The following is a 24,059-nucleotide window of genomic DNA, read 5'->3' on the forward strand; positions in this document are numbered from 1 at the left end:
CAACGATTTCAGGCCAAACTCAAACAGCGCGCGCCGATTGAGTACCGGCACGCGCTGGCTGCTTAGCCTTTTTTCACTTGTCTACTTGACAGGGGTATGACCATAAAGCAAGCCTTTTAAATCATTGCAGCTTAAGCCAAGTATTTTTACATCGAGGCTGCTCCGTTAAGTCCAACTGGACCGGAGCAGTCTCTTTTCCTTTGCTTGTCAGCAGACTTCCATGTAAACTAGACAACAGATGAAATGAGTAATTAGAGGTGACAACGGTATGAACAAGCAGACGAAAACAAGAGTGGCCATTGCAGGGCTGGGAGGTATTGCTCGCAAGGTGTATTTGCCCTTACTGACTGCACACGAAGGTGTAGACATTATAGGTGTCATGAACCGTTCGCAGGAGCCGGTTAGTTCTATTATGGAGCAGTACAGGCTGCCGAGAGGGACGACAGATGTAAAGGAGCTGCTGGCGTGGGAGCCGGAAGCTGTATTTATACATGCCGCGACTGAAGCTCATTTTGATCTGGTTATGGCGTGTATTGAAAAAGGAATTGCGGTGTATGTGGATAAACCGTTGTCCTATGATGTTCGTCAAAGTGTGGAGATGACTGCGTTTGCGGAGGCACAAGCCGTACTGCTGGCGGTAGGTTTTAACCGACGTTTCGCCCCGCATTATGTAGCTGCTAAAGCGTGGCTGGAGGAAGTGGGCGGTTTCAGTCAATGTGCGGCAATTAAACATCGAACGGGATATGATCGGAGACCTGCGGAACAGACGGTCTATGATGATTTGATTCATATGCTTGATTTGCTATTATGGCTGGGCGGCGATGATTATGAGCTGTTGCATAGTAAACTGGATACGACGAGTGAAGGATACATGGACGCTTCGTTCGGTTCCGTACGTTTGGGAAATGCCTTTGGCAGCTATAGTATGAGCAGACAGGCCGGGGCTGACATAGAGAGAATGGAGCTGCATGGGGCGGATCGATCTGCTGAAGTAACCAATATGGAACAGGCTGTTTTTATGGAAAAAAGCAAGCTGCCACTAACGAAAGCTTTCGGAAGCTGGGACACAATTTTGGAAAGACGAGGATTCACCGGAGTTGTAAATCATTTTCTGGAGCATATTCATCGTCCGGAGGAGTGTGCTATAAGTGCTGGAAAGGTGCTGGAAAGCCATATGCTGGCAGACGAACTAATTAGTCATCTGAATGACTAGTGCCCAACTGACTGAACGAAAAACAGCGATCATAACGATCCAGACATCAAGAAACAGATTGAAGGAGAAATGAATGAATGGTAGAGGATAACCGTGGTAAGCAGCTAGAGGAAGCCATCATCGAAAATTATAAGCAGGAAGAGGACATGATGATTCTGGTGTTTGCGCAATGGTGCATCAATCATGGGCTGGAGCCGGAGGAATTATATCGTGCAGCGTATCCGCAGCAGGATAGCAACGAGCGTCTGCTACGAGTACGCAAGCTGACTGTATCGCGTGAAGAAGCGGGCGATATTCCGCTCGATACGGTATTGGGGGTACTATCCATGTTCGGAAACGAGGACTTGGCCATGGTTGTATCTGAGGCGGCTGCCCAGCTTCCGCAGGAACGAAAATAAGGCCAGCCGGAATAAAGGAAGTACTATAATAACAGTAATATGGAATCAACTGCTTGATTTAGGATCTTGTTGATAGGAGGGTAAACTGACGATGGAAGATGTAACGGTGCCAAGCACCTGTAAAGGCTGCGAAAGAGACATCACGATATCGGAAGAACAAATTACCAGAATTCTAAATAACATGAGACCCAAAGTGGAATGTGTGAACGATGAGGTGTATGAGGCCAGACTGTTGGCCTGCTCACAATGTAAAGACTTAATGGCTGGGCATACATGCGGCATTAGCGGTAGCATTGTCCGTGTCCGTGCCTTGGCAGCCACGCAAAGCTGTCCCAGTTACAGTGGTTCACGCTGGTAGGGAACAGCCTAATCGAATAAAAGCAATCACATCCCAGTCTGCCTTAATGGCAGGCTTTTTGGTTTGATTGAACCTTTTGCTTAAGATTGACAAATAATAGACAATAAAATATATTAAACGTGTAAAATGACTTTGTTTAGTTATTAATGTTTATATTAATCAAATGATTGCTGGACTTGATGAAAACGCAAAGATTAAGTTGTAAAGAGATCGGCAGAAGGAGCTATATTTTTGTTATTTTGAAAGCGTAGTCATGTATGCGAATGATGCGGGAATTTTTAATATTTTGAGGGAGGGCTTGTTGTGAAGGGTTCTATTATTGTCAATATCGATGAAGAACAAGGCGTTATTAACAAGAATATCTACGGGCAATTTGCCGAGCATCTTGGAAGATGTATTTATGAAGGCTTATGGGTTGGACAGGAATCTCCGATTCCGAATACGAACGGAATTCGTAATGATGTGGTAGAAGCGCTTAAAAAGCTAAATATTCCTGTGCTGCGTTGGCCAGGGGGCTGCTTTGCTGATGAATATCATTGGAAAGACGGTGTCGGACCGAAAGAAAACCGTAAGAGAATGGTAAATACGCACTGGGGCGGTGTGGTTGAAAATAATCATTTTGGTACTCATGAGTTTTTTCAGTTGTGTGAGCTGTTAAATGCAGAGCCATATATTTGTGGAAATGTAGGCAGTGGTACAGTGCAGGAAATGTCGGAGTGGGTAGAGTACATAACCTTTGACGGGGAATCGCCTATGGCTGCATGGCGTCAGGAAAACGGTCGTGAAAAACCATGGAGGCTTAAATATTTTGGAGTGGGCAACGAAAACTGGGGCTGTGGCGGTAACATGCGTCCAGAATATTATGCCGATCTGTATCGCCGCTATCAGACATATGTTCGTAACTATGGCGATAACCGCATTTATCGGATTGCAGGCGGGGCAAATGTGGATGATTATCGCTGGACCGAGGTGCTGATGAAAGAAGCTGGTCATCTTATGGATGGCTTGAGCCTGCATAACTACACGGTCCCGGGTACCTGGGAAGCGAAACGGCAAGCACTCGGTTTTGATGAAGCGGAATGGTTTGAGACGATGAAAAAATCATTACGTATGGATGAATTGATTACCCGCCATTCTGCCATCATGGACCAATATGATCCTGACAAACGAGTCGGACTGATCGTCGATGAATGGGGAACCTGGTTCCTGACCGAGCCGGGTACCAATCCGGGCTTCCTGTATCAGCAAAATACGATGCGGGATGCGCTTGTAGCCGGGCTGCACCTTCACATTTTCCATCATCACCATGACCGTGTGCAGATGACGAATATTGCTCAAATGGTCAATGTTTTGCAAGCGATGGTTTTGACCGAAGGTCCTGCTATGCTGTTGACGCCGACGTATCATGTATTTGAAATGTTCAAGATGCATCAGGATGCACAAGCACTTGCTACTCATACAAAGCTAGGAAATTATGAATACGACGGGGATTCCATCCCACAAGTAAGCGTGTCCGCTTCTAAGGCACAGGATGGCTATATTCATGTTAGCTTATGCAATGTCCATCCGGGCGAGTCGGCAAATTTAAATCTGGAGCTGAGAGGACTGCAAGAGGTTAAGGGGATCAGTGGTGTTGTCCTTGCCAGTGATGAAATGCAGGCACATAATACGTTTGACCAGCCAGAGCGTGTAAAAAAGGAAACTTTTACGTCCTTTCAGCAGCAAGGCCAGCATTTGGATGTTACATTACCACCGATGTCGGTAGTAATGCTGACGATTGCTCCGTAACAATGGCTGTGATATGTAAGCAGGTCCCGCTTTATAATTGAATTTTTGATAAAGAGAGCGTTCAGCGAACGCTCTCTTTTAGCTATAATTGCTCGCGGTGAATCACCCTGAATTCCTTGGGCGACATACCAAAGCGGGAACGGAATACACGGTGAAAATAGGTGTAGTTTGCAAATCCGGACGATTCTGCGGCTTGTTCCAGTGACATAGGGCTGAAAATAATTCGCTCTCTCGCCATGTTGAGTCTAATGTCCAGCGTGTACTGCATAATACTTGTATCGAATGTTTCCTTGAACAGATGCACGGCTCGGGATACACTGATACCGACGTGAGAGGACACGTCATCCAGTTTGAAGTTGGATGATGCATTTTCCTCAATATAATTTTTAATCTGATAGGCGAGATAGTTATGATGTGTAGCAATAGGATGCTCAGACAGCATACGGTCGAACTCCAAACATAAAATGCGCATGTAATAGCTTGATATTTCCGAGTAAGGATTGGACATACGTCGCTGCTCTATTACAAGTTGGCGAAATAGGCCGAGTAGGGCTTCTGTGAGTTGCACCTTAATTCGGTTCGGCCGTTTGTGATGATTCCACCACTCATCTACCCAGGAGCCACCGAAAAAAATGTGATAATCTCCGCTTTCCACGATCTGTTCACCCATGGAATTCAACTCACTGTGAATATCCAGTTCATAAGGCTCGGTAGGACTGAACAGCAACAGGTCTCCTGCCTCAATTCGTGTCATTTTTCCATTAATGCGGGCCTGGCAGCGCCCGTCTGTCTGCAGACGAAACAAATAATTTTTAATCCCATCAGGCTGGTTTGAATAAAAGGGTTTACGATGGAAGGAATAGCCTGCGGTAAGAACCTGACAAGACTCAACGATAGACATGAAGACGACTCCTTTGGGCATTTGGCTGTTTCAAATATTGACCAGATTGTTCATGTTTTAATCATATTATTCATTTTAAACGAAACCAAAATAGAATACTATGTGAACTGTAAAGCTTACATGCTAGATCAGAAAGCACATGTTGGAGGCCAAGGAGTGTGAAGGCGTGGAACGAATGAAGGCCGGGATTATCGGTTGCGGTAACATTAGCTCCGTATATCTTGAAAATCTCCAATACAGCCCGCTTATTGAAGTGATAGCTGTCGCTGACTTGCTGGAAGAGAGGGCCGATGAATTCAACATTGAAAACGTATACAAAGTTGTGCTAATGCCGAGCTGGCTTACCGTGTGTTAGAAAGCCATGCATGCTTTTCAACGCTCTTCATTTGGAAGGAAAGCATATTACGCTGGAGAGCATGTTCGAGCCAGACGAGGCTTTGTATTATGGAGCAGATATAACGGTAAAACCATCTTAATAAAAGAGGTGAAGGCAATGGCTAAAGTAGGATTGCAATTGTACACAGTAAGGGAAGATCTTGAACAGGATTTTGAAGGTACGTTGCGCAAGGTAGCTGAGCTTGGCTATAAAGGGGTAGAATTTCATACCTTTTTCGGACGCAGTGCCAAGGATGTCAGAGCGCTTTTGGATGAACTGAATCTGGAAGTTGTCGGGACTCATATCCAATATACCCGCTTGCTGGAGCATTTGGATGAGGAGATTGCTTATCACAAGGAATTGGGCAATAAGTACCTGATCGTTCCTTATTTAACTGACGAGCAGCGCCAGTGGGATGAACTTTTTGCTAATCTGAATCGTATTGGTGAAAAAGTAAAGGAACAGGGTCTGATTCTGGCTTATCATAATCATGATTTTGAATTGACGGAGAAAATCAGTGATCGCCCGGTATTTGATGCTTTATATGATGCAGTACCCGCTGATATGTTACAGGTCGAAATGGATACTTGTTGGGTATACTATGGAGGCTATGATCCTGTGGAATACATCGGACGTTATCGTGGGCGCTTGCCTATCATTCACTTAAAGGATATGGCACGTGACGAACAGCAAAAAGCAGTTACCGTAGAGCTTGGCAAAGGAGAAGTACAGCTTCAGGCTATTACAGACGCCGCTATTCAGGCAGGTGTGGATTGGATCGTCGTGGAACAGGATTTCAGTTCAAATCCTCCAATCGAAAGCATTGAAACTAGCTTTAAATGGCTCCAACAATACGCAGCTCAGGGAGGAAATATTCATGTCTAAAACACTCAAAATCGGGATTATTGGTTGTGGGGGCATTGCGAGCGGCAAGCATTTGCCGAGTCTTGCCAAGCAAAAGCGTGCAGAGATCGTCGCTTTCTGTGACATCATTCCGGAACGCGCTGAGGAGGCCGCAGAGAAGTTTGGTGCTGAAGGCTCCCAGGTTTATAGTGATTACCGTAAGCTGCTTGAAAATAATGACGTTGAAGTCGTACATGTATGTACGCCCAACGACTCGCACTCGGAAATTACGGTCGCTGCACTTGAGGCAGGTAAGCATGTGCTGTGTGAAAAGCCGATGGCCAAAACTGCCGAGCAGGCACGGGAAATGCTTGCTGCGGCCAACCGTACAGGTAAAAAGCTGTCCATTGCGTATCAAAACCGTTATCGCGATGATAGTTTGTATCTGAAGCAATTGGTTGAGCAGGGAGAGCTTGGTGAAATTTATCTGGGCAAAGCCATCGCTCTGCGTCGACGCGCGGTTCCGACATGGGGAGTATTCTTGGATGAAGAGAAGCAAGGCGGTGGCCCGCTTATTGATATTGGTACGCATGCACTCGATCTGACACTCTGGCTGATGGATAATTACAAACCTAAAAGTGTAATGGGCTCAACCTTCCATAAGCTGGGTGATCGTAAAAATGCGGCGAATGCCTTTGGACCTTGGAATCCAGAAGAATTTAAGGTGGAGGACTCTGCTTTTGGTTTTATTACAATGCAAAATGGAGCTACGATTGTATTGGAATCCAGCTGGGCATTAAACGTTGTGGAATTTGGCGAAGCCAAGACACTGCTATGTGGTACTGAAGGCGGAGCCGATATGCAGGATGGATTGCGCATTAACGGAGAAAAGAATAGCCGCTTGTTTGACACGAAAATAGATCTGGACGCAGGAGGTGTGGCCTTTTATTCCGGAGAAACAGAAAATGAAGCGGACCGCGAAGCCCGTCTGTGGATCGAATCCATTCTGGACGACAAAGAGCCGCTTGTGAAGCCGGAACAGGCACTGGTTGTTACTGAAATTTTGGAAGCCATCTATGAATCGGCACGTACGGGAAAAGCAGTTTATTTTGATTGAACTCGTAAGTATCCCGAAATAGGCCATCATTATAATGAAAGCCGCTTTTTTCACATATGATACAGGGAGGGATTTCTTTTGAAACTTGGAGTATTTATGGTGTTGTTCGGCGGACGCTCACTGGAGGAAGCGCTGGATTATGTAGCTTCCCAAGGACTGGATGCTGTAGAAATCGGTACAGGAGGCAATCCAGGGGATAAGCACTGCAAGCCGGATGAGCTGCTGGGCAACGAAACGGCGCTCAAAAACTTCAAAAAAGCAGTAGAGTCCCGCGGACTCACGATTAGTGCGCTTAGCTGTCATGGCAACCCTCTTCATCCACAAAAACAATTGGCCCAGGCAGATCATGAAACGTTTCTTAAAACCGTTCGATTGGCGGAAAAGCTGGAAGTTCCCGTTGTAAACACTTTTTCCGGCTGTCCAGGTGATCATGAGGATGCGAAGTATCCGAACTGGCCGGTGGCTCCGTGGCCCAATGATTTTCAGGAAGTACTGAAATGGCAATGGGAGAACAAAATTATTCCTTATTGGAGTGAAGCGGGGAAATTTGCCGCAGATCATCATGTGAAAATTGGACTGGAGCTACACGGGGGCTTTTCCGTTCATACGCCAGCAACCTTGCTTCGGCTGCGTGAAGCGGTCGGAGAGGTCATTGGTGCCAATCTGGATCCGAGCCATATGTGGTGGCAGGGTATTGATCCGGTGCAGGCGGTTCAAATTTTGGGTAGAGCAGGAGCCATTCACCATTTTCATGCCAAGGATACGACGATTGACCCGATCAATGTGAATAAATACGGTCTTACCGATATGCAGGAATATACAAACATGTTGGATCGCGCATGGCAGTTCCGTACTGTGGGTTATGGGCATGATGTTAAAACTTGGGCGGATATTATCAGTGCTCTCCGTCTGGTGGGTTACGATTATGTGGTAAGTATTGAGCATGAAGATGGTCTGATGTCTGTAGAGGAAGGTTTTACTAAGGCCGTCCACAACCTCCGTCAGGTTCTAATTGAAGAGCCGCTGAGCGAGATGTGGTGGGTCTAACCTAGTAGGGGGAAATATTAATGATTAACGTCACCATTTGGAATGAATTTCTGAACGAGAAGCTGAATGATGAAGCAAAACAGGTGTATCCGGACGGGATACACAAGGCATTGGCAGACGGCCTGGCCGGTGACGGATTTGTTATCCGAACGGCTACTTTACATGATGATGCTGAGCATGGTTTAGGAGAGGAAGTCCTGAATTCCACAGATGTGCTGCTGTGGTGGGGGCATAAAGCCCACGAACAGGTGAGTGATGAAGTTACAGCTCGTGTTGTAAAGCGAGTACAAGAAGGCATGGGCTTGATCGTGCTGCACTCGGGCCACTTTTCCAAGCCATTCAAAGCTCTAATGGGGACCAGTTGTAATCTGAAATGGAGAGTTGCAGGCGAACAGGAGATTATCTGGTCCGTAAATCCGTCACACCCCATTGCAGAGGGAGTAAATACCAAAATTTTGTTGGAGCACGAAGAGATGTATGGGGAGTTCTTTGATATTCCTACGCCGGATGAACTGGTATTTATTAGTAACTTTGAAGGCGGTGAGGTATTCAGAACAGGCTGTACTTTCCGTCGAGGCAGCGGTAAAATATTTTATTTCCGACCTGGTCATGAAACATATCCGACCTATTACCAGCCTGATATTTTGAAGGTCATTGCCAATAGCATAAGTTGGGCCTGCTCGACAGGCATTATAAATCCAATATATGGTAGAAGCGAAGCGGTGAGATCTCTCGGTGGAGTGTTGGTATAATGACATTCATCATGTCACGATAAGCTCTATAATGAAATTGATCGACAGGCGGAATCCCAAAGAGATTCCGCCTATTTTTTATTTAACGATTTAGACATATACCTGTTGCTTTTGTTGTTGTATAATCAGCTTTGGTCATGGCAACTTTATCGGAGCAGGTATTTAATTTAAGAAGAAAGTGTTTTCTTTCGGGATAAAGTATGCTAAAATGATATATACTAACAAAAGGAAAGCTTTATCAAACCGAAATGCAAAAGAAGGTGAAAAATTTGGAGGGTCAACCGCAATTTACAAAAATGTGTCCGCGTTTTGAAACCGCCTTTTCATGTTTGGGAAAGCGCTGGAACGGATTGATTATTCAATCCATGATGAGCGGCCCCAAGCGGTTTAAGGATATTTCCAATCTGATTCCCACAATGAGTGATAAAATGTTATCAGAGCGGATGAAAGATCTGGAAAACGAAGGGATTCTTACGCGTCATGTATACCCGGAAACTCCTGTCCGTATTGAATATGAGCTTACAACCAAAGGCCGTGCACTTCAGCCAGTAATGGAGCAGATTCAATTTTGGGCCGAGGAATGGATTAGATGAGTACCAAACTAAATAAGCGTTTTTCATAGCAAAACAGCCTTTTTCTAGAAAAAGGCTGTTTTTATTTTGTGAGTAGGGTTATTTACGCTTCACGGTAATGATCAATATAGATAAGCAAGTACGCTTAATAGCTTTTGGCGTGTCCCGCAATCGAAAATAATCCGGTTGCCGAGCGGCGTGGGATCCGAGTTTGAATATCGAGTGCGGCTGTACGGAATGTACCTAAACAGGAATAGCACAGTCTTCCCGCATAAATGGGGGATTGGCAGGATTCGCAAGGATAATCAAGCTGGTTGTATGTGGAGGGAAACTTGCCTGCTCTTACCCAGTCTGTGAGCAAATTCATGGGTGTTCCGGTTGCATCACTAAGTTGGTGGGTGTGTGTAGCAGGGTGCTTCCACAAATAGTTGGAACAGCGGTCAAAGAATACATTTTCTTCTTGGATACAAGTATTGCACAGGTTTCTAAGATTTTGACGGAAAACCGAACCGCATTTTGGGCAATTAGAAGTATGTATCTCCATAGAAACCAGTCCTTTGTATCAAAATGTAGTGAAATCTTAAAATTTATTAGTTATATATTACTATGACTTTATACCTATATCAATCTTTATTTATCAATGGCTGATTTTTAAGTGTATGCAAAACTCTTTATTGACATGACCTTGTTACTTATGTATTATCGCTTACATAAAGTTACTTATTGAAAAAAAATAAACCGATGAATGATAAGGGGGCTTTTAAATGATACCAGCTTTATTTTTGGCCCACGGGTCACCGATGCTTGCTATTGAACAGACCGACTATACTGCTTTTTTAGAGAGATTAGGGAAGAGTATTCGTCCGAAGGCTATTGTTATTTTCACTGCCCATTGGGAGACGCAGGTACTGACAATCAGCTCGATGGATGACGTATATGATACAATTTATGACTTTGGCGGGTTCCCGCCGGAACTGTATGCGGTGAAATATTCTGCACATGGTTCGATAGAACTGGCTAATAAGCTGAAAGAATTATATGAACAAAAGGGCGTTGACGTACAGACGGACCAAGTAAGAGGACTGGATCATGGGTCCTGGACACTATTGCATCGTATGTATCCTGAGGCAGACATCCCGGTCGTTCAGATTTCTGTAAATCCATATCTCTCGCCCAAAGCACAATATGCCATTGGTGAAGTACTCCGCGGGCTCGGAGAACAGGATATTCTGGTCATTGGCAGTGGTGTAACTGTTCATAACCTGCGTATCGTCAAATGGGGAGAAACCAAAACAGAGCCTTGGGCCATTGATTTTGATGACTGGATTATAGATAAGGTGCAAAATGGGGATATAGAAGCTTTGGATCGTTATGAAAGTGAAGCGCCGTATGCCCATCAGGCGGTACCAAGAGCAGAGCATTTTGTGCCTTTGTTTATTGCAATGGGGGGTGGAAATCCAGCGAACAAGGCTAAGGTCATCCACAGAAGCTATGAGATGGGTAATTTAAGTTACCTGTGCTTTCAGTTCTAAAGGTGGGATGGAGCATGGAGGCACATCGCTAGTTGCTTTTTGGGGAGAATAGGAAATAAAATAAGGGAGTGTTTTATAGCCAAAATGGCATAGAACACTCCCGTTTGCATTAGAAAAGATTAACTAAATCCGGCAAATCTCACGTGGACACAATTCACAATGACATACGCCTTGCAGCATTTCCAAATCCTTGACAACAATCATGCCATTATCATACTCAACTGCATTTTTCTTGCGCAGATCGCTTAGCATCCGGTTTACACTTTCCCGGGTGGCACCGATCATATTGGAAAGGTCAGTATGAGTAATTTTTTTATGAATCAGGATATAATCACCGTGAGGCTCACCATAGGTGTTGCATAATCGAATAAGTGTTGAGCAAAGAGCTCCGGGCTTACCATACATCATCAGGTCGCGGAACTTGGTCTGAGTAATGCGGTGATGCGACCCCATCCATTTCATAAAATCAATGGCAAAATCACAATGCTGGCAAATGAGCAGCTCCAGGTCTGTATGATCAATTACGCCAATATCGCTGTCTTCCAGTACCTCAGCAGAAAAGGAATGTTTAGTGCCGAAAAATGGATCAGCTTGACCCACAAGATCGCCACTTTGGTACATATATAGAATAAGTTCCTTACCCTCATCCGTTGTTTTCGTTACTTTCACGCGTCCGCGTTTGATATAAAACAGCTTATCCGCTGTATCTCCTTCCCAGAACAGATGCGAACTTTCTGGCATAACTCGATCTTTCATCATCACTTGCAGCCGGTTGAAGCTGGCCTCCGAGAAGCAACAGGTGTTACCGCGAGCTTCCATTACGTTAGTAGGGTTTCTCATCGTCCATTTCCCCTTTGTTTCCTATGTTTTTTTATCTGCAACTTGATCAATTCAAATTCATTATATACCTGCGCTATGAGTTTTTGGGGCAAGAAGAGGGGGTAAAAGTGGCAGAATTTCAAACTTTGTGATTTAATTCACTTCATCAAATAAAATTTTAAATAGATTGTGAAAAAAATCACAAAATATCTTGGAAAGCTGTGTTACGATCAGTGCGTGAACAAGAGATAGTACACGAGATAACAGGAGGATGAGGGAAATGGCTGTTAAAAACGAGGTTATCCAAAAAGAGCAAAGCGCAGAGCAGTATATTCAAACACTGATTGACCGGGCGAACCGGGCACAGCAAGCTTTCATGAGTATGAATCAGGAACAGATTGATGAAATCGTACAAGCTATGGCACTCGCAGGGATGGATAAACATATGCATCTGGCGAAGCTGGCTGTTGAAGAAACAGGACGCGGTGTGTATGAGGACAAAATCACCAAAAACATGTTTGCAACAGAATATGTCTATCACAGCATCAAAAATGAAAAAACCGTCGGTGTCATTGAAGATAATGATTTTGACAGTTTTCAAAAGATAGCAGAGCCGGTCGGCATTATTATGGGGATCACTCCAGTGACAAACCCGACTTCGACTACCATGTTCAAAGCGTTGATTGCCATTAAAACACGTAACCCAATCATTTTCGGTTTCCATCCATCCGCTCAATCGTGTAGTGCGGAAGCGGCCCGCGTCTTGCTTGAAGCAGCCGTTAAACACGGGGCTCCGGCTGATTGTATTCAATGGATTGAAGCTCCTTCGATGGATAAGACAAATTCACTTATGAATCACCCGGATGTGGCGCTGATTCTGGCAACTGGTGGATCAGGCATGGTTAAGGCGGCATATAGCTGCGGTAAACCTGCTCTGGGTGTAGGTCCTGGTAACGTACCTTGCTTCATTGAAAAGACAGCGGACATCAAGCAAGCTGTGAACGATCTGATCCTCTCAAAATCTTTTGATAACGGTATGATCTGTGCTTCCGAGCAAGCGGTTATTATCGAAGAGCCAATCTTCGAGCAAGTGAAAAAATTGATGATCGCTAACGGTTGCTACTTTGTAAATAAAGAAGAAGCAGCTAAGCTCACTCAAGGAGCTATGAATGTAGAAAAATGTGCAGTGAACCCGGCTATCGTCGGACAGTCCGCTGTAAAAATTGCTGAAATGAGCGGTATCACTGTACCGGCAGGAACCAAAATTTTGGTTGCTGAGATTGAAGGGGTAGGAACAAAATTCCCATTGTCTGCGGAAAAATTGAGTCCCGTATTGGCTTGCTATAAAGTTAAAAATGCTGAACAAGGTATTCAACGCGCTGCTGAAGTCGTGGAATTCGGGGGCATGGGCCACTCGTCCGCTATTCACTCGAACGATGAGGATGTTATCGCTCGCTTCGCAAACCGTTTGCAAACAGGCCGTATCATTGTAAATGCACCTTCCACGCATGGTGCGATTGGTGACATCTACAACACCAACCTTCCATCGTTGACGCTCGGTTGCGGTTCGTACGGACGTAACTCAACTTCGTCGAACGTATCGGCAGTCAATTTGATTAACGTGAAAAGGGTGGCGAAGCGGACGGTGAATATGCAATGGTTCAAAGTACCTTCCAAAGTTTATTTTGAAAAAAATTCAACTCAATATCTTGCTAAAATGCCTGATATCACACGTGTAGCCATTGTCACAGACCCTATGATGGTGAAACTCGGCTACGTGGATCGTGTCATTCATTATTTGCACCAACGCCAAACGCCGGTAGCTATCGAAGTTTTCTCTGAAGTAGAGCCAGATCCATCGACAGTTACGGTAGAACGTGGTACTGAAATGATGAGACGTTTCCAACCGGATTGCATTATCGCACTGGGCGGCGGCTCCCCAATGGATGCAGCTAAGGGCATGTGGCTGTTCTATGAATATCCAGATACAGATTTCAATAACCTGAAACAAAAATTCATGGATATTCGCAAACGGATTTACAAGTACCCACGTCTGGGCCAAAAAGCACAATTTGTAGCTATTCCTACAACCTCGGGTACAGGTTCGGAAGTTACTTCTTTCGCGGTAATTACAGACAAAAATCTGGGCAATACCAAGTACCCGCTGGCTGACTATGAGCTGACTCCTGATGTGGCAATTATTGACCCTGTGTTTGTATATTCGCTGCCTAAAACGGCTGTAGCGGATACAGGTATGGACGTTTTGACACACGCTATTGAGGCTTATGTGTCCGTGATGGCAAATGACTACACAGACGGTCTGGCAATTAAAGCCATTCAACTGGTGTTCCAGTATCTGGAGCAATCGGCTCTGTCCGGCGATAAGCTGGCTCGTGAAAAAATGCATAATGCTTCCACGCTCGCAGGGATGGCGTTTGCCAATGCATTCTTGGGTATTAACCATAGTCTTGCGCACAAATGGGGCGGACAGTACCATACAGCACATGGTCGTACAAATGCCATCTTGATGCCGCACGTCATTCGCTACAATGCGAAAAAACCGACAAAATTCGCTTCGTTCCCTAAATATTCGCATTTTGTTGCGGATGAGCGTTACGCAGAGATTGCTCGTATACTGGGATTGCCTGCTCGCACCACTGAAGAAGGAGTTAACAGTCTGATCGAAGCAATCCGCAAGATGAACAAAACACTCGGTATTGAGGAATCGTTCCAACAACTCGGTTTCGATCCGAAGGATTTTGAAGCACGTGTAGACTATTTGGCAGACCGCGCCTTTGAGGATCAATGTACAACTGCGAATCCAAAATTGCCGCTGGTTAGTGAATTGGCTGACGTATACCGCAATGCCTTCTACGGACGTTTTGACCAATAATATATAGGTACGAAGAGGCTTGTAACAAAGCATTTTCCCGTTCAATACTAATGCAGGCTCTCTATAATAGAGGGCCTGTTGGTTTGGGAAGGGAGGTGAGCGGCAAGGCTAAAGATATAGGCGTGAAGCTAGGGAAAATAAAGTGATAAAAATCACTAGTATTGTGATTTATATCACATACTACACCCTGTCATTATTCTACAATAAGGGTGTAAGAAAGGTCCCGACACTGAGCGTAAGGCATCGGTGAAAAGGCCGGGCTCAAGAGATTAATTTATAGTGAAAAAAATCACAAGTCCGGAAGACCAAACAATTGGAGGGATTTACATGTCGGTGATTGAGAGAGATTTACAAGAGCAACAATCTGGCTGGAGAGGTTTTAAAAAAGGAAAATGGACTAAGGAAGTCAACGTCAACGATTTTATTCAAACTAATATTTCACCTTATGTTGGCAATGAAGAATTTCTGGTTGGTCCTACCGCTAATACTACTGCACTGTGGGATATCGTATCCGATCTTACTAAAAAAGAGTTGGCAAACGGCGGCGTACTCGATGTAGATGTAAATACGCCATCTACTATTACTTCACATAAACCGGGTTATTTGGACCGGGATAAAGAACAAATTGTTGGTGTGCAAACTGATGCACCATTCAAGCGTTCCTTGCAACCTTTCGGTGGAATTCGGATGATGATTGATGCATGTAAAGCCTATGGCTTTGAAGTGCCTGAAAGTATTATCGATATCTTTACGCATATCCGTAAAACACACAACCAAGGTGTGTTTGATGCTTACACAGATGAGATGAGAGCAGCTCGTAAAGCTGGTATTATTACTGGCTTGCCAGATGCATACGGCCGTGGTCGTATTATTGGTGACTACCGTCGTGTAGCTCTGTATGGAGCAGACTTCTTGATCCAAGATAAAAAGCTTCAATTAAAGAGCCTCGAAGTTGACTCTATGGAAGAGGACGTAATTCGTCTTCGTGAAGAAATTTCCGAACAAATTCGTGCTTTGAATGAATTGAAACAAATGGCTGCTGAACATGGCTTTGATATTTCAAAACCAGCCAACAATGCGAAAGAAGCTTTCCAATGGGTATATTTTGGCTATCTAGCAGCGATTAAAGAACAAAACGGTGCAGCAATGTCCCTGGGACGTGTATCCTCATTCCTTGATATTTATACTCAACGTGATCTTGAAGAAAACGCGCTGACAGAAGAACAAGCTCAAGAACTGGTCGATCATTTTGTTATGAAACTGCGTATTGTTAAATTCCTGCGCACACCTGACTACAATGAACTGTTCAGTGGAGACCCAACATGGGTAACAGAATCTATTGGTGGTATGTCTGTCACTGGAGAAACTCGTGTTACCAAGAACAGCTTCCGCTTCTTGCACACTTTGTACAACTTGGGACCTGCTCCAGAGCCTAACTTGACTGTGCTGTGGTCAGAACAACTGCCTGAAGGCTTCAAAAAATATTGTGCAAAAGTTTCTATTGAAACCAGCTCCATTCAATATGAAAATGACGATCTGATGCGTCCAATCTATGGCGATGATTATGGTATTGCTTGTTGTGTATCCGCCATGAAAATCGGTAAACAAATGCAATTCTTTGGTGCTCGTGCCAACTTGGCTAAAGCTCTGTTGTATGCAATTAACGGTGGTAAGGATGAAAAATCCGGCGTTCAAGTAGGGCCTGAATTCCCAGCCATTACAAGTGAAGTACTGGATTATGAAGAAGTGTTAAGCCGCTTCAAACCTATGATGGAATGGCTGGCAAAACTGTATATGAACACACTGAATGTGATTCACTACATGCATGATAAATACAGCTACGAACGCATTGAAATGGCGCTGCATGACCGTGATATTCTTCGTACCATGGCTTGTGGTATTGCGGGTCTGTCAGTTGCTACTGACTCCCTGAGCGCTATTAAATTTGCAAAAGTAAAACCAATCCGTAACGAAAAAGGGATTGCCGTTGATTTTGAAATCGAAGGCGAATACCCTTGCTACGGTAACAACGATGATCGTGTAGATACCATCGCAGTAGAACTGGTAGAGACCTTCATGGGTATGATTCGCAAGCACAAAGCTTACCGGAATGCGGTGCCTACTCAATCTGTCCTGACCATTACTTCCAACGTGGTGTACGGTAAGAAAACGGGTACAACACCGGATGGACGTAAAGCAGGCGAACCGTTTGCGCCAGGCGCGAACCCAATGCATGGCCGTGACAAAAAAGGTGCTTTGGCATCTCTGAGTTCTGTAGCCAAGCTGCCTTATGAACACAGTTTGGACGGTATTTCGAATACTTTCTCCATCGTGCCTAAAGCACTGGGTAAAGAAGAAGAAACACGTAAAACGAACCTCGTTTCGATGATGGACGGCTACTTCGGAAGCCATGCGCATCATTTGAACGTCAATGTATTTGCTCGTGAGCAACTGCTGGATGCAATGGAACACCCAGAAAATTATCCACAGCTTACGATTCGTGTATCGGGCTATGCTGTTAACTTCATCAAGCTGACTCGTGAACAACAGTTGGATGTTATTAACCGTACATTCCACGGTACAATGTAATTAGGCTTCACCTATCATATATTACAACGACGCACGCATAGCGGATGCGGGAAGGATGATGCAACATGTTGAAAGGTCACATACACTCATTGGAAACCTTCGGGACCGTCGATGGTCCCGGCATCCGCTTCGTGCTTTTTATGCAAGGATGCTTGTTAAAATGTCAGTATTGCCATAACCCGGACACTTGGGCTCTAAATGAGGGTAATCCGATGACACTGGAGGAGGTATTGGCTGAAATAGAACCGTATTTAGCTTACTACCGGTCTTCAGGGGGCGGGTTGACCGTATCCGGTGGAGAACCGACATTGCAAGCTCATTTTGTAGCAGAGCTGTTCAAGGAAGTGAAGCGTCGCTGGAATTTGCACACGACGTTAGACAGTAACGGTTTTAATGACGCAGGCCGTATCCAAGAACTGCTGAACGTAACAGACTTGGTGCTACTGGATATTAAGCATATTGACAACGACAAACATATTAAGCTAACAGGCAAGTCCAATGATCGTATGCTGAGTACAGCGCGCTGGTTGTCTGAGCAAGGGCGCAAAATGTGGATTAGACACGTATTTGTGCCGGGTATTCATGATGACGAGCAAGATCTATTGAATTTGGGTCGGTTTATTGGAACATTGAACGGAGTCGAAAAGTTCGAGATTTTGCCTTATCACCAGATGGGTGTATACAAATGGGAAATGCTTGGCAAAGCGTATCCGCTGGAAGGGGTTCCGTCTCCTACTGAAGAAGAAGTTCAACGTGCTTATCGACTCATTGAAGAGGGCCGTCTGGAGACCGCAGAGAAAAATACGGTTTGTCGTCCATCGTAATAAAGATGGCTCAAAAGTTACTTTCTGTTTACGAAGCCGCCGCCACATCAGATCAGATGGGCGGCGGTTTTTTGTTGTTGAATTTTTTGAATTCGTAGGAGGAAGTTCCCTTTTTTTCATGTTCAGCAAAATTCCCAGCAACTTTTTGGTAACTGTCGCGTCTAATAGTATGACTTTTTACGGGAATGATAATAATTTGGGATAGAAGGAGACAGACAATGAATTTCAAGAAGTGGACCATGCTCACCGCGCTTGCGGTAGCTCAGGTGGCCGCAGTAGCCCCTGTAGGAGCAGAAGCAGCAACAACGACCGTTCAATCTACCGATTCGGTTAGCGGACAGCAGGCTCAGGCCAATGTCGCAGAATCCGGCGTTCAGAATAGCATCGGAGGTCAAGATAGCACGGGAACATCAAACGACACGACAACACCTGATAATACAGGCGTGACCAATGATCCATTGTCTGGTTTGCCTACGGGTACAACCAACGGATCGAACGTATCCAGTGATGTATATGGTGGGGATGGAACGATTACCAATCCTGGTGGCTCTCCAACATCCATGGCTGCAAATCAATTGATTTTGTATTTGAACAGCGCAAAAATGGAACAGAATGGACAGGTGTACACAGCGACTCAGCCCATGACAGTCAAGAATGGCGTTTCCTATGTAGCTATCCGTTCACTTGTCAGCCGCGTCGGATTACAGTTTAGTTATGACACTGCTACCAAAGAAACTGTAATCACCCAGGGAACAAACGTGCTGCGCTTCAAGACGGACAGCAAGGTTTACACCGTTAACGGTGAAGCTAGACAAATGAAGGGTCCGGCTTTCCAACAAAAGAACGTTTTTATGGTCCCATTGACCTCAATTACACAGGCCTTAAATATTCCTTATACTGTGAATAATACGACTAAACAGGTTATTATGGATTTGAATCAAAAACCCAAAGCTTCCTTCACAGTTCAGCAAAAAGATATCTACGCGGGCGAAACCCAGGTTACGTATTTGACGAAGGAATCTTCTCCTACAGGTCTTCCGATTGTGAATCAACGTTGGGAAGGCAAGCAGGACGTATTTCAGGAGCCAGGTACATATGTAGTTACCTATTCCGTTCTTGACTCCGCAGGGAACTGGAGTGATCCATATTCTGTTACGATTACGGTAAGACCGCCGAATCAGCCGCCAGTGGCTCTGTTTACAACTGACAAAAAAGAATACAAGATGGGTGAAAAAATCACCATCACGGATTTGAGTACAGATGATGAAAATGCGATCACCAAGCGTGATTGGGTGAACAAGAAACTGGCGTTTTTCGAGCCAGGTGACGTGACTATCACGCTGACCGTAACTGACAAGCATGGTGCAACAAGTAATGTAAGCCAAACGATTAAAATTACGAATGAATTGCTATACAAGGAAGATGATTTCAACAAAATCTTTACTCCTTATGGCGATAAATATAGTGTAGATGGTAGTCAGATACCTACTATGGCTACTATTCCAGTGACCAGTACGTCTGCCCCACGTCTTCTGATCCGTGCTAACAGTCCAGAACGGGTATTCCAGGATGGTATCGTGTATCAGGAAACGGGATCAGGCAGTACGCGCATACTTGTCCATCACGTGAATGAAACGGGCAGAGATGTGAAAATGTACGTTATTGCAACCAACAATAATATTACGGCTGCCAATCTGAACGTCGAAAATTCCGGTTTTGCCGGACCTTCTGAGTTTGCAACGGCTGCAGGTAAAATTTCGATTCAGCGTTACTTTCAATCCATGCAGGATGGAAGCAAACGTTCCAGCACAGTTCTGAATCCGGGCGAAAGCCGCATTATTTTACAGGATTTGAATGCGCAAAAAATTAAGCAAAAACAGGTCATTTCTCTCTTATCTGACTTGTATACGGATCAACCTATTCAATACACGGTTGTTGTGTTAGATGCAAATGTAGATCCGTTGACTGCGCTGCCTACTTTGGCAAAACTGCCTAAGGATGGCATTCATAACCGTGGAACGTATGCGAATTCGGATGTTACGCTTCAATATACGGAAGAGGTTGGTAAAACAGCTCAGCGTATTGTTCTTGGCGATAATAAAGTAGACCCGAACCTGCTTGGCACAGACGGTCTAGACGGCTCTTCTGCTTCCAATGCCGGTAACTTTGGTGTTGTATATAAAGTTAAACTGGATCATGTAGCGCCGTATTCCCTGATTGCTTTCAATCCACGCGGTGGTGAATATGCCGGCTATGCGATGGTAAACAATCAGGTTGTGGGGATCCCAACGAATGGCTCCGTACAGGCTCCGAATGAAATGAGTGTGCTGTATCGTACGGGTCATATTGAGGAAAGTGTAGAGATGTATTTCACTGCAGCAGCAGGAAGTAACCTGCCAGTTTCCGTGGTCGTTATGCCATTGCCAGCTATTAAAAACTAATATGAAATAACCGGTGCTGTTCACCGGCTTAGACCACTTGAGTCCATCATTCACCGTTTAAAAGTCAGATGTCACTTGCAGAATATAGACGTTCTCCTGCTGCGGAATCGTTTGCAGTCATGGAGAACGTCTTTTTCTTATTTACAGGTGCGAATACCTCTTATAATATTGACTTTAATCGTGGTATAATAAATAGATGCAAGCCTAAGCCTGCATCAGAAAGCCTGAAACTACAGACAGGGGAGGGTGAAACGCATGCTGACAAAGGATGAAATCATCTCAACAATGTCCGCTCAAGGGCTGCGTATTACAGATCAGCGCAAGACGCTGGCCACGTTATTTTCCGAGAATGAAGGGTATTTGTCTCCCAAAGACGTTTATGAATATATGGGTAAAAAATATAGTGGACTCAGCTTTGATACGGTTTATCGTAATCTACGTGTAATGCAGGAGTTGGGTGTGCTTGAGCAGGTATCTTTTGAGGATGGAATGAAGTTCAAGGTAAGCTGTAATGAGCACCATCATCACCATCATATGATTTGCTTGAGCTGTCAAAAAACTTTACCGATTTCTTTTTGCCCAATGCAGATGACGGATACAACGGATCAGTTCCAAATCGTTGAGCACAAATTTGAAATTTTCGGTTATTGCAAAGATTGCCAACAAAAAAACGGGCATAATGAGAGTAATTCTGATGGAGGATTCAGACAGACGAGCAGTCACACTCACAGCCACGGGGGCTATTAAAATGAAAATCACCACACGCAGAGTGGTTCAGGCTCCGATTAAGTTTTATCGTTCCTATATTTCACCGTTAAAGCCTGCTACCTGCCGGTTTTATCCAACATGCTCGGCGTATGCGTTGGAGGCGGTAGAGGTGCATGGTGCGCTTAAAGGCTCATGGCTAGCCGCCAAGCGTATAGCCAAGTGCCATCCCTTTCATCCGGGCGGGGTAGATTTGGTTCCACCTGTCCAAAAACGGTTGGATAAATCCGGTGAAGACCGGTTGGTTGACCGTGATGAGAAGGTGCTGGGAAGGGGCTGACTTGACATCGCTGCGTGGATTTGGTTATATTTTGGTTAATATTGTTTTCCTATGAAGGGATGAGTAAGGTAAGAGTCCAGTACAGAGAGCCGGAGTTAGCTGCAAACCGGTCTGGAGCGAAGCCTGAATATGGTCCTGGAGGAACCTTTTTCAAGCGTATTTGCCACCGTTTTTAGTACAAGCGTGGGGTAATCGTAAGGGAAAGGCGTGATCCAGCGTTAATGGGCGGTCAGATGTGACCGGTGAAGCCTGTAGTCTGCGAGGATACAGGGAATTTGGGTGGTAACGCGTGAGGTGACTCTCGTCCCATGGGGGCGGGGGTCTTTTTTGTGCCCAATTTGTGTTGAAATCATGAATTGGAGTACCCATCATGGTAGCAGGCCTGAAATGGCTGCCATGAACAAAACAGGAGGAATACACATGTCCAATGAGAACACATTTTATATTACGACACCGATCTATTATCCCAGTGATAAGCTACATATAGGTCATGCCTACACGACGGTAGCGGGTGATGCGATGGCTCGCTACAAGCGGCTACGGGGTTATGAGGTTCGTTATTTGACAGGAACGGATGAACATGGTCAGAAGATTGAGCAGAAGGCGAGTGCAGCCGGTAAAACGCCGCAAGGTTTCGTTGATGATATTGTGGCGGGTATTCAAGATCTGTGGCGTAAGCTCGACATTTCCAATGACGATTTTATCCGTACCACAGAAGAACGTCACAAGACAGTTGTACAGGACATTTTTGACCGTTTGCTGAAGCAAGGTGATATTTACAAGGGAGAATATGAAGGTTGGTACAGCATTCCTGACGAGACTTACTACACTGAAACTCAACTGGTTGACGTGGTAAAGGACGCTAAAGGCAATGTGGCTGGAGGCAAAAGTCCGGATAGTGGACACCCAGTAGAGCTGGTCAAGGAAGAAAGCTACTTTTTCCGTATGAGCAAGTATGCTGATCGGTTGCTGCAATTTTATGAGGAGAACCCGCAGTTTATCCAGCCGGAATCCCGTAAAAAAGAGATGATTAATAACTTTATCAAGCCAGGTCTGGAGGATCTGGCAGTGTCCCGCACAACCTTTGACTGGGGCATTAAAGTGAAGGATGATCCGAAGCATGTCGTATACGTATGGATTGATGCGCTTTCGAACTATATTACAGCCTTGGGGTATGGCTCTGCTAATACTGAGCTGTACGATAAATTTTGGCCTGCAAATGTACACATTGTAGGTAAAGAAATTGTACGCTTCCACACGATATATTGGCCGATCATGCTGATGGCACTGGATCTTCCGTTGCCCAAAAAGGTATTTGCACATGGCTGGCTGCTCATGAAAGACGGTAAAATGTCGAAGTCCAAAGGCAATGTCGTAGATCCGGTAACGTTGATTGATCGTTATGGTCTGGATCAGCTCCGGTATTACCTGCTGCGCGAGGTGCCTTTCGGAGCAGACGGAACCTTCACACCAGAAAGCTTTGTTGATCGGGTGAATTCGGATCTGGCAAACGATCTGGGCAATTTGTTGAATCGTACCGTAGCGATGGTAGACAAATATTTTGAGGGCAAGGTTCCAGCTTATGAAGCGAATGTAACAGCATTCGACGGAGCTTTGGAAGAGATGGCAACATCGACTTACAGTAAAGTAGAAGAAGCGATGGAAAACATGGAGTTTTCCGTGGCATTGACAGCGATTAGCCAATTTATTAGCCGCAGCAACAAGTATATTGATGAGACGCAACCATGGAATTTGGCTAAGGATGAGAACAAACGCCGCGAATTGGCATCCGTCATGGTACATTTGGTAGAAAGCTTGCGTATCGCTTCCATCTTGCTACAACCGTTCTTGACGCAAGCTCCCCATAAAATTTGGGAACAGCTCGGTATCAGGGAGGGTGAGCTGACTACATGGGATAGTGGCAAGCAGTTTGGACGTATCCCAGAAGCAACGCAGCTGGTCAAAGGAAATCCAATTTTCCCGCGTCTGGACTCGGAGCAGGAGGTTGCTTTCATTGTGGAAGCCATGACGGGAGGCAAGAAGCCGGAGGAAGCTATAGCTCATGTTCAACCACAAAATACGACTGAGGCAGGACAGGAGATACCAGAGGCGAAGGGAGAGATTGGCATTGAAGATTTTGCCAAGGTAGAACTGCGAGTCGCACAGGTCATTGCCTGTGAGCCTGTGAAGAAGGCTGACAAGTTGTTGAAGCTCCAACTTGATCTCGGTTATGAGCAGCGCCAGGTTGTATCGGGAATTGCCAAGTTCTACACGTCAGAGGATATCATTGGACGCAAAGTGATCTGTGTGACCAACCTTAAGCCTGTGAAACTCCGGGGAGAGCTGTCACAAGGTATGATTTTGGCAGCATCGTATGGAGATCAGCTTACGCTGGCCACCGTACCGGAAGGTATGCCGAATGGTGCGATTGTGAAGTAAAATTAATAGCGTATGTCCGGGCGGCTTTATGCCCGGGCCTGCGCTTTTTGGCTTGCATCATATTTTGCTCCCTCCTCACGTATGTTGTAGTAAATAGGGCTTGTTTGACCGT

The 24,059-nt window shown here is 45.1% G+C and carries 20 protein-coding genes, 1 pseudogene and 1 other annotated feature; of the genes and pseudogenes, 18 read left to right on the forward strand and 3 right to left on the reverse strand.

Features of this window, described 5'->3' with window-relative positions; genetic code table 11:
* The first annotated feature begins 268 nt into the window (after positions 1-268).
* The 4 genes from LCF57_RS00480 to LCF57_RS00495 all read left to right on the forward strand — a co-directional run bounded on the left by LCF57_RS00480 (position 269) and on the right by LCF57_RS00495 (position 3,757).
* Positions 269-1,213, forward strand: coding sequence for a Gfo/Idh/MocA family protein (locus LCF57_RS00480; protein ID WP_225998966.1), 945 nt, complete (start codon positions 269-271; stop codon positions 1,211-1,213).
* A 77-nt stretch (positions 1,214-1,290) separates the two neighbouring features.
* Positions 1,291-1,611 carry a hypothetical protein gene (locus tag LCF57_RS00485; RefSeq protein ID WP_225998967.1) on the forward strand — a complete coding sequence of 107 codons (321 nt, stop codon included), beginning with the start codon at positions 1,291-1,293 and terminating at the stop codon, positions 1,609-1,611.
* 91 nt (positions 1,612-1,702) lie between these two features.
* Entirely contained in the window at positions 1,703-1,969 is a 267-nt protein-coding gene (locus LCF57_RS00490) for a DUF6171 family protein (RefSeq protein ID WP_225998968.1), read from the forward strand.
* Between the two features lie 303 nt (positions 1,970-2,272).
* Positions 2,273-3,757 carry an alpha-N-arabinofuranosidase gene (locus LCF57_RS00495; RefSeq protein WP_225998969.1) on the forward strand — a complete coding sequence of 495 codons (1,485 nt, stop codon included), beginning with the start codon at positions 2,273-2,275 and terminating at the stop codon, positions 3,755-3,757.
* Between the two features lie 82 nt (positions 3,758-3,839).
* Here the strand turns inward: LCF57_RS00495 and LCF57_RS00500 are convergent, their stop codons facing one another.
* Positions 3,840-4,658, reverse strand: coding sequence for an AraC family transcriptional regulator (locus tag LCF57_RS00500; RefSeq protein WP_225998970.1), 819 nt, complete (start codon positions 4,656-4,658; stop codon positions 3,840-3,842).
* Positions 4,659-4,824: 166 nt separating this feature from the next.
* Between LCF57_RS00500 and LCF57_RS00505 the strand changes: the two are divergent.
* The 6 genes and pseudogenes from LCF57_RS00505 to LCF57_RS00530 all read left to right on the forward strand — a co-directional run.
* Positions 4,825-4,980, forward strand: a pseudogene (locus tag LCF57_RS00505) (gfo/Idh/MocA family oxidoreductase); the annotation flags it as partial.
* Between the two features lie 171 nt (positions 4,981-5,151).
* The gene (locus tag LCF57_RS00510; RefSeq protein WP_225998972.1) at positions 5,152-5,919 is read left to right on the forward strand and encodes a sugar phosphate isomerase/epimerase family protein; all 768 of its coding nucleotides are present in this window, start codon (positions 5,152-5,154) and stop codon (positions 5,917-5,919) included.
* Complete coding sequence (locus LCF57_RS00515; protein ID WP_225998973.1) at positions 5,912-6,994, forward strand: Gfo/Idh/MocA family protein; 1,083 nt, start codon at positions 5,912-5,914, stop codon at positions 6,992-6,994. Before LCF57_RS00510 ends, LCF57_RS00515 begins: the two co-directional genes overlap by 8 nt.
* 78 nt (positions 6,995-7,072) lie before the next feature.
* Positions 7,073-8,041 (forward strand): sugar phosphate isomerase/epimerase family protein, encoded by a 969-nt coding sequence (locus LCF57_RS00520; protein ID WP_225998974.1) that lies wholly within the window; start codon positions 7,073-7,075, stop codon positions 8,039-8,041.
* 20 nt (positions 8,042-8,061) lie between these two features.
* Positions 8,062-8,793 carry a ThuA domain-containing protein gene (locus tag LCF57_RS00525; RefSeq protein WP_225998975.1) on the forward strand — a complete coding sequence of 244 codons (732 nt, stop codon included), beginning with the start codon at positions 8,062-8,064 and terminating at the stop codon, positions 8,791-8,793.
* A gap of 248 nt (positions 8,794-9,041) precedes the next feature.
* Positions 9,042-9,386, forward strand: a complete 345-nt coding sequence (locus LCF57_RS00530; protein WP_043891085.1) for a winged helix-turn-helix transcriptional regulator — start codon at positions 9,042-9,044, stop codon at positions 9,384-9,386.
* A gap of 124 nt (positions 9,387-9,510) precedes the next feature.
* On the opposite strand, the gene LCF57_RS00535 is transcribed toward LCF57_RS00530, so the two are convergent.
* Positions 9,511-9,789: a hypothetical protein gene (locus LCF57_RS00535; protein WP_225998976.1), complete on the reverse strand. Its 279-nt coding sequence runs from the start codon at positions 9,787-9,789 to the stop codon at positions 9,511-9,513.
* A 340-nt stretch (positions 9,790-10,129) separates the two neighbouring features.
* Here LCF57_RS00535 and LCF57_RS00540 point away from each other — a divergent pair, with 340 nt between their 5' ends.
* Positions 10,130-10,897 (forward strand): dioxygenase, encoded by a 768-nt coding sequence (locus LCF57_RS00540; protein ID WP_225998977.1) that lies wholly within the window; start codon positions 10,130-10,132, stop codon positions 10,895-10,897.
* Positions 10,898-11,020: 123 nt separating this feature from the next.
* On the opposite strand, the gene LCF57_RS00545 is transcribed toward LCF57_RS00540, so the two are convergent.
* Positions 11,021-11,737 (reverse strand): Crp/Fnr family transcriptional regulator, encoded by a 717-nt coding sequence (locus tag LCF57_RS00545; RefSeq protein ID WP_014599995.1) that lies wholly within the window; start codon positions 11,735-11,737, stop codon positions 11,021-11,023.
* A gap of 259 nt (positions 11,738-11,996) precedes the next feature.
* Here LCF57_RS00545 and adhE point away from each other — a divergent pair, with 259 nt between their 5' ends.
* The 7 genes from adhE to metG all read left to right on the forward strand — a co-directional run bounded on the left by adhE (position 11,997) and on the right by metG (position 23,947).
* The gene (gene adhE, locus LCF57_RS00550; protein ID WP_152378690.1) at positions 11,997-14,609 is read left to right on the forward strand and encodes a bifunctional acetaldehyde-CoA/alcohol dehydrogenase; all 2,613 of its coding nucleotides are present in this window, start codon (positions 11,997-11,999) and stop codon (positions 14,607-14,609) included.
* 327 nt (positions 14,610-14,936) lie between these two features.
* A complete protein-coding gene (gene pflB / locus LCF57_RS00555) occupies positions 14,937-17,198 on the forward strand; it encodes a formate C-acetyltransferase (RefSeq protein WP_225998978.1) in 2,262 nt (753 codons plus the stop codon).
* A 65-nt stretch (positions 17,199-17,263) separates the two neighbouring features.
* Complete coding sequence (pflA, locus tag LCF57_RS00560) at positions 17,264-18,022, forward strand: pyruvate formate-lyase-activating protein (RefSeq protein WP_225998979.1); 759 nt, start codon at positions 17,264-17,266, stop codon at positions 18,020-18,022.
* 218 nt (positions 18,023-18,240) lie between these two features.
* Positions 18,241-20,463 (forward strand): copper amine oxidase N-terminal domain-containing protein, encoded by a 2,223-nt coding sequence (locus LCF57_RS00565; protein WP_225998980.1) that lies wholly within the window; start codon positions 18,241-18,243, stop codon positions 20,461-20,463.
* Between the two features lie 255 nt (positions 20,464-20,718).
* Positions 20,719-21,210 (forward strand): Fur family transcriptional regulator, encoded by a 492-nt coding sequence (locus LCF57_RS00570; RefSeq protein ID WP_225998981.1) that lies wholly within the window; start codon positions 20,719-20,721, stop codon positions 21,208-21,210.
* A gap of 1 nt (position 21,211) precedes the next feature.
* Entirely contained in the window at positions 21,212-21,508 is a 297-nt protein-coding gene (yidD, locus tag LCF57_RS00575) for a membrane protein insertion efficiency factor YidD (protein WP_225998982.1), read from the forward strand.
* A gap of 42 nt (positions 21,509-21,550) precedes the next feature.
* Positions 21,551-21,820, forward strand: a binding site (T-box leader).
* 108 nt (positions 21,821-21,928) lie between these two features.
* Positions 21,929-23,947: a methionine--tRNA ligase gene (gene metG / locus LCF57_RS00580; protein ID WP_225998983.1), complete on the forward strand. Its 2,019-nt coding sequence runs from the start codon at positions 21,929-21,931 to the stop codon at positions 23,945-23,947.
* The last annotated feature ends 112 nt before the right edge of the window (positions 23,948-24,059 follow it).

The organism is Paenibacillus sp. BJ-4, from assembly GCF_020404765.1.
Classification (GTDB): Bacteria; Bacillota; Bacilli; order Paenibacillales; family Paenibacillaceae; genus Paenibacillus.

Bases quoted from the DNA above. Each gene is read 5' to 3' on its own strand.
- LCF57_RS00490 (WP_225998968.1), top strand. From the start codon at position 1,703: ATGGAAGATGTAACGGTGCCAAGCACCTGTAAAGGCTGCGAAAGAGAC.
- pflB (WP_225998978.1), top strand. From the start codon at position 14,937: ATGTCGGTGATTGAGAGAGATTTACAAGAGCAACAATCTGGCTGGAGA.
- LCF57_RS00480 (WP_225998966.1), top strand. From the start codon at position 269: ATGAACAAGCAGACGAAAACAAGAGTGGCCATTGCAGGGCTGGGAGGT.
- pflA (WP_225998979.1), top strand. From the start codon at position 17,264: ATGTTGAAAGGTCACATACACTCATTGGAAACCTTCGGGACCGTCGAT.
- LCF57_RS00570 (WP_225998981.1), top strand. From the start codon at position 20,719: ATGCTGACAAAGGATGAAATCATCTCAACAATGTCCGCTCAAGGGCTG.
- LCF57_RS00545 (WP_014599995.1), bottom strand. From the start codon at position 11,737: ATGAGAAACCCTACTAACGTAATGGAAGCTCGCGGTAACACCTGTTGC.
- LCF57_RS00565 (WP_225998980.1), top strand. From the start codon at position 18,241: ATGAATTTCAAGAAGTGGACCATGCTCACCGCGCTTGCGGTAGCTCAG.
- LCF57_RS00485 (WP_225998967.1), top strand. From the start codon at position 1,291: ATGGTAGAGGATAACCGTGGTAAGCAGCTAGAGGAAGCCATCATCGAA.
- LCF57_RS00540 (WP_225998977.1), top strand. From the start codon at position 10,130: ATGATACCAGCTTTATTTTTGGCCCACGGGTCACCGATGCTTGCTATT.
- LCF57_RS00525 (WP_225998975.1), top strand. From the start codon at position 8,062: ATGATTAACGTCACCATTTGGAATGAATTTCTGAACGAGAAGCTGAAT.
- yidD (WP_225998982.1), top strand. From the start codon at position 21,212: ATGAAAATCACCACACGCAGAGTGGTTCAGGCTCCGATTAAGTTTTAT.
- LCF57_RS00510 (WP_225998972.1), top strand. From the start codon at position 5,152: ATGGCTAAAGTAGGATTGCAATTGTACACAGTAAGGGAAGATCTTGAA.
- LCF57_RS00530 (WP_043891085.1), top strand. From the start codon at position 9,042: ATGCAAAAGAAGGTGAAAAATTTGGAGGGTCAACCGCAATTTACAAAA.
- metG (WP_225998983.1), top strand. From the start codon at position 21,929: ATGTCCAATGAGAACACATTTTATATTACGACACCGATCTATTATCCC.
- LCF57_RS00515 (WP_225998973.1), top strand. From the start codon at position 5,912: ATGTCTAAAACACTCAAAATCGGGATTATTGGTTGTGGGGGCATTGCG.
- adhE (WP_152378690.1), top strand. From the start codon at position 11,997: ATGGCTGTTAAAAACGAGGTTATCCAAAAAGAGCAAAGCGCAGAGCAG.
- LCF57_RS00500 (WP_225998970.1), bottom strand. From the start codon at position 4,658: ATGTCTATCGTTGAGTCTTGTCAGGTTCTTACCGCAGGCTATTCCTTC.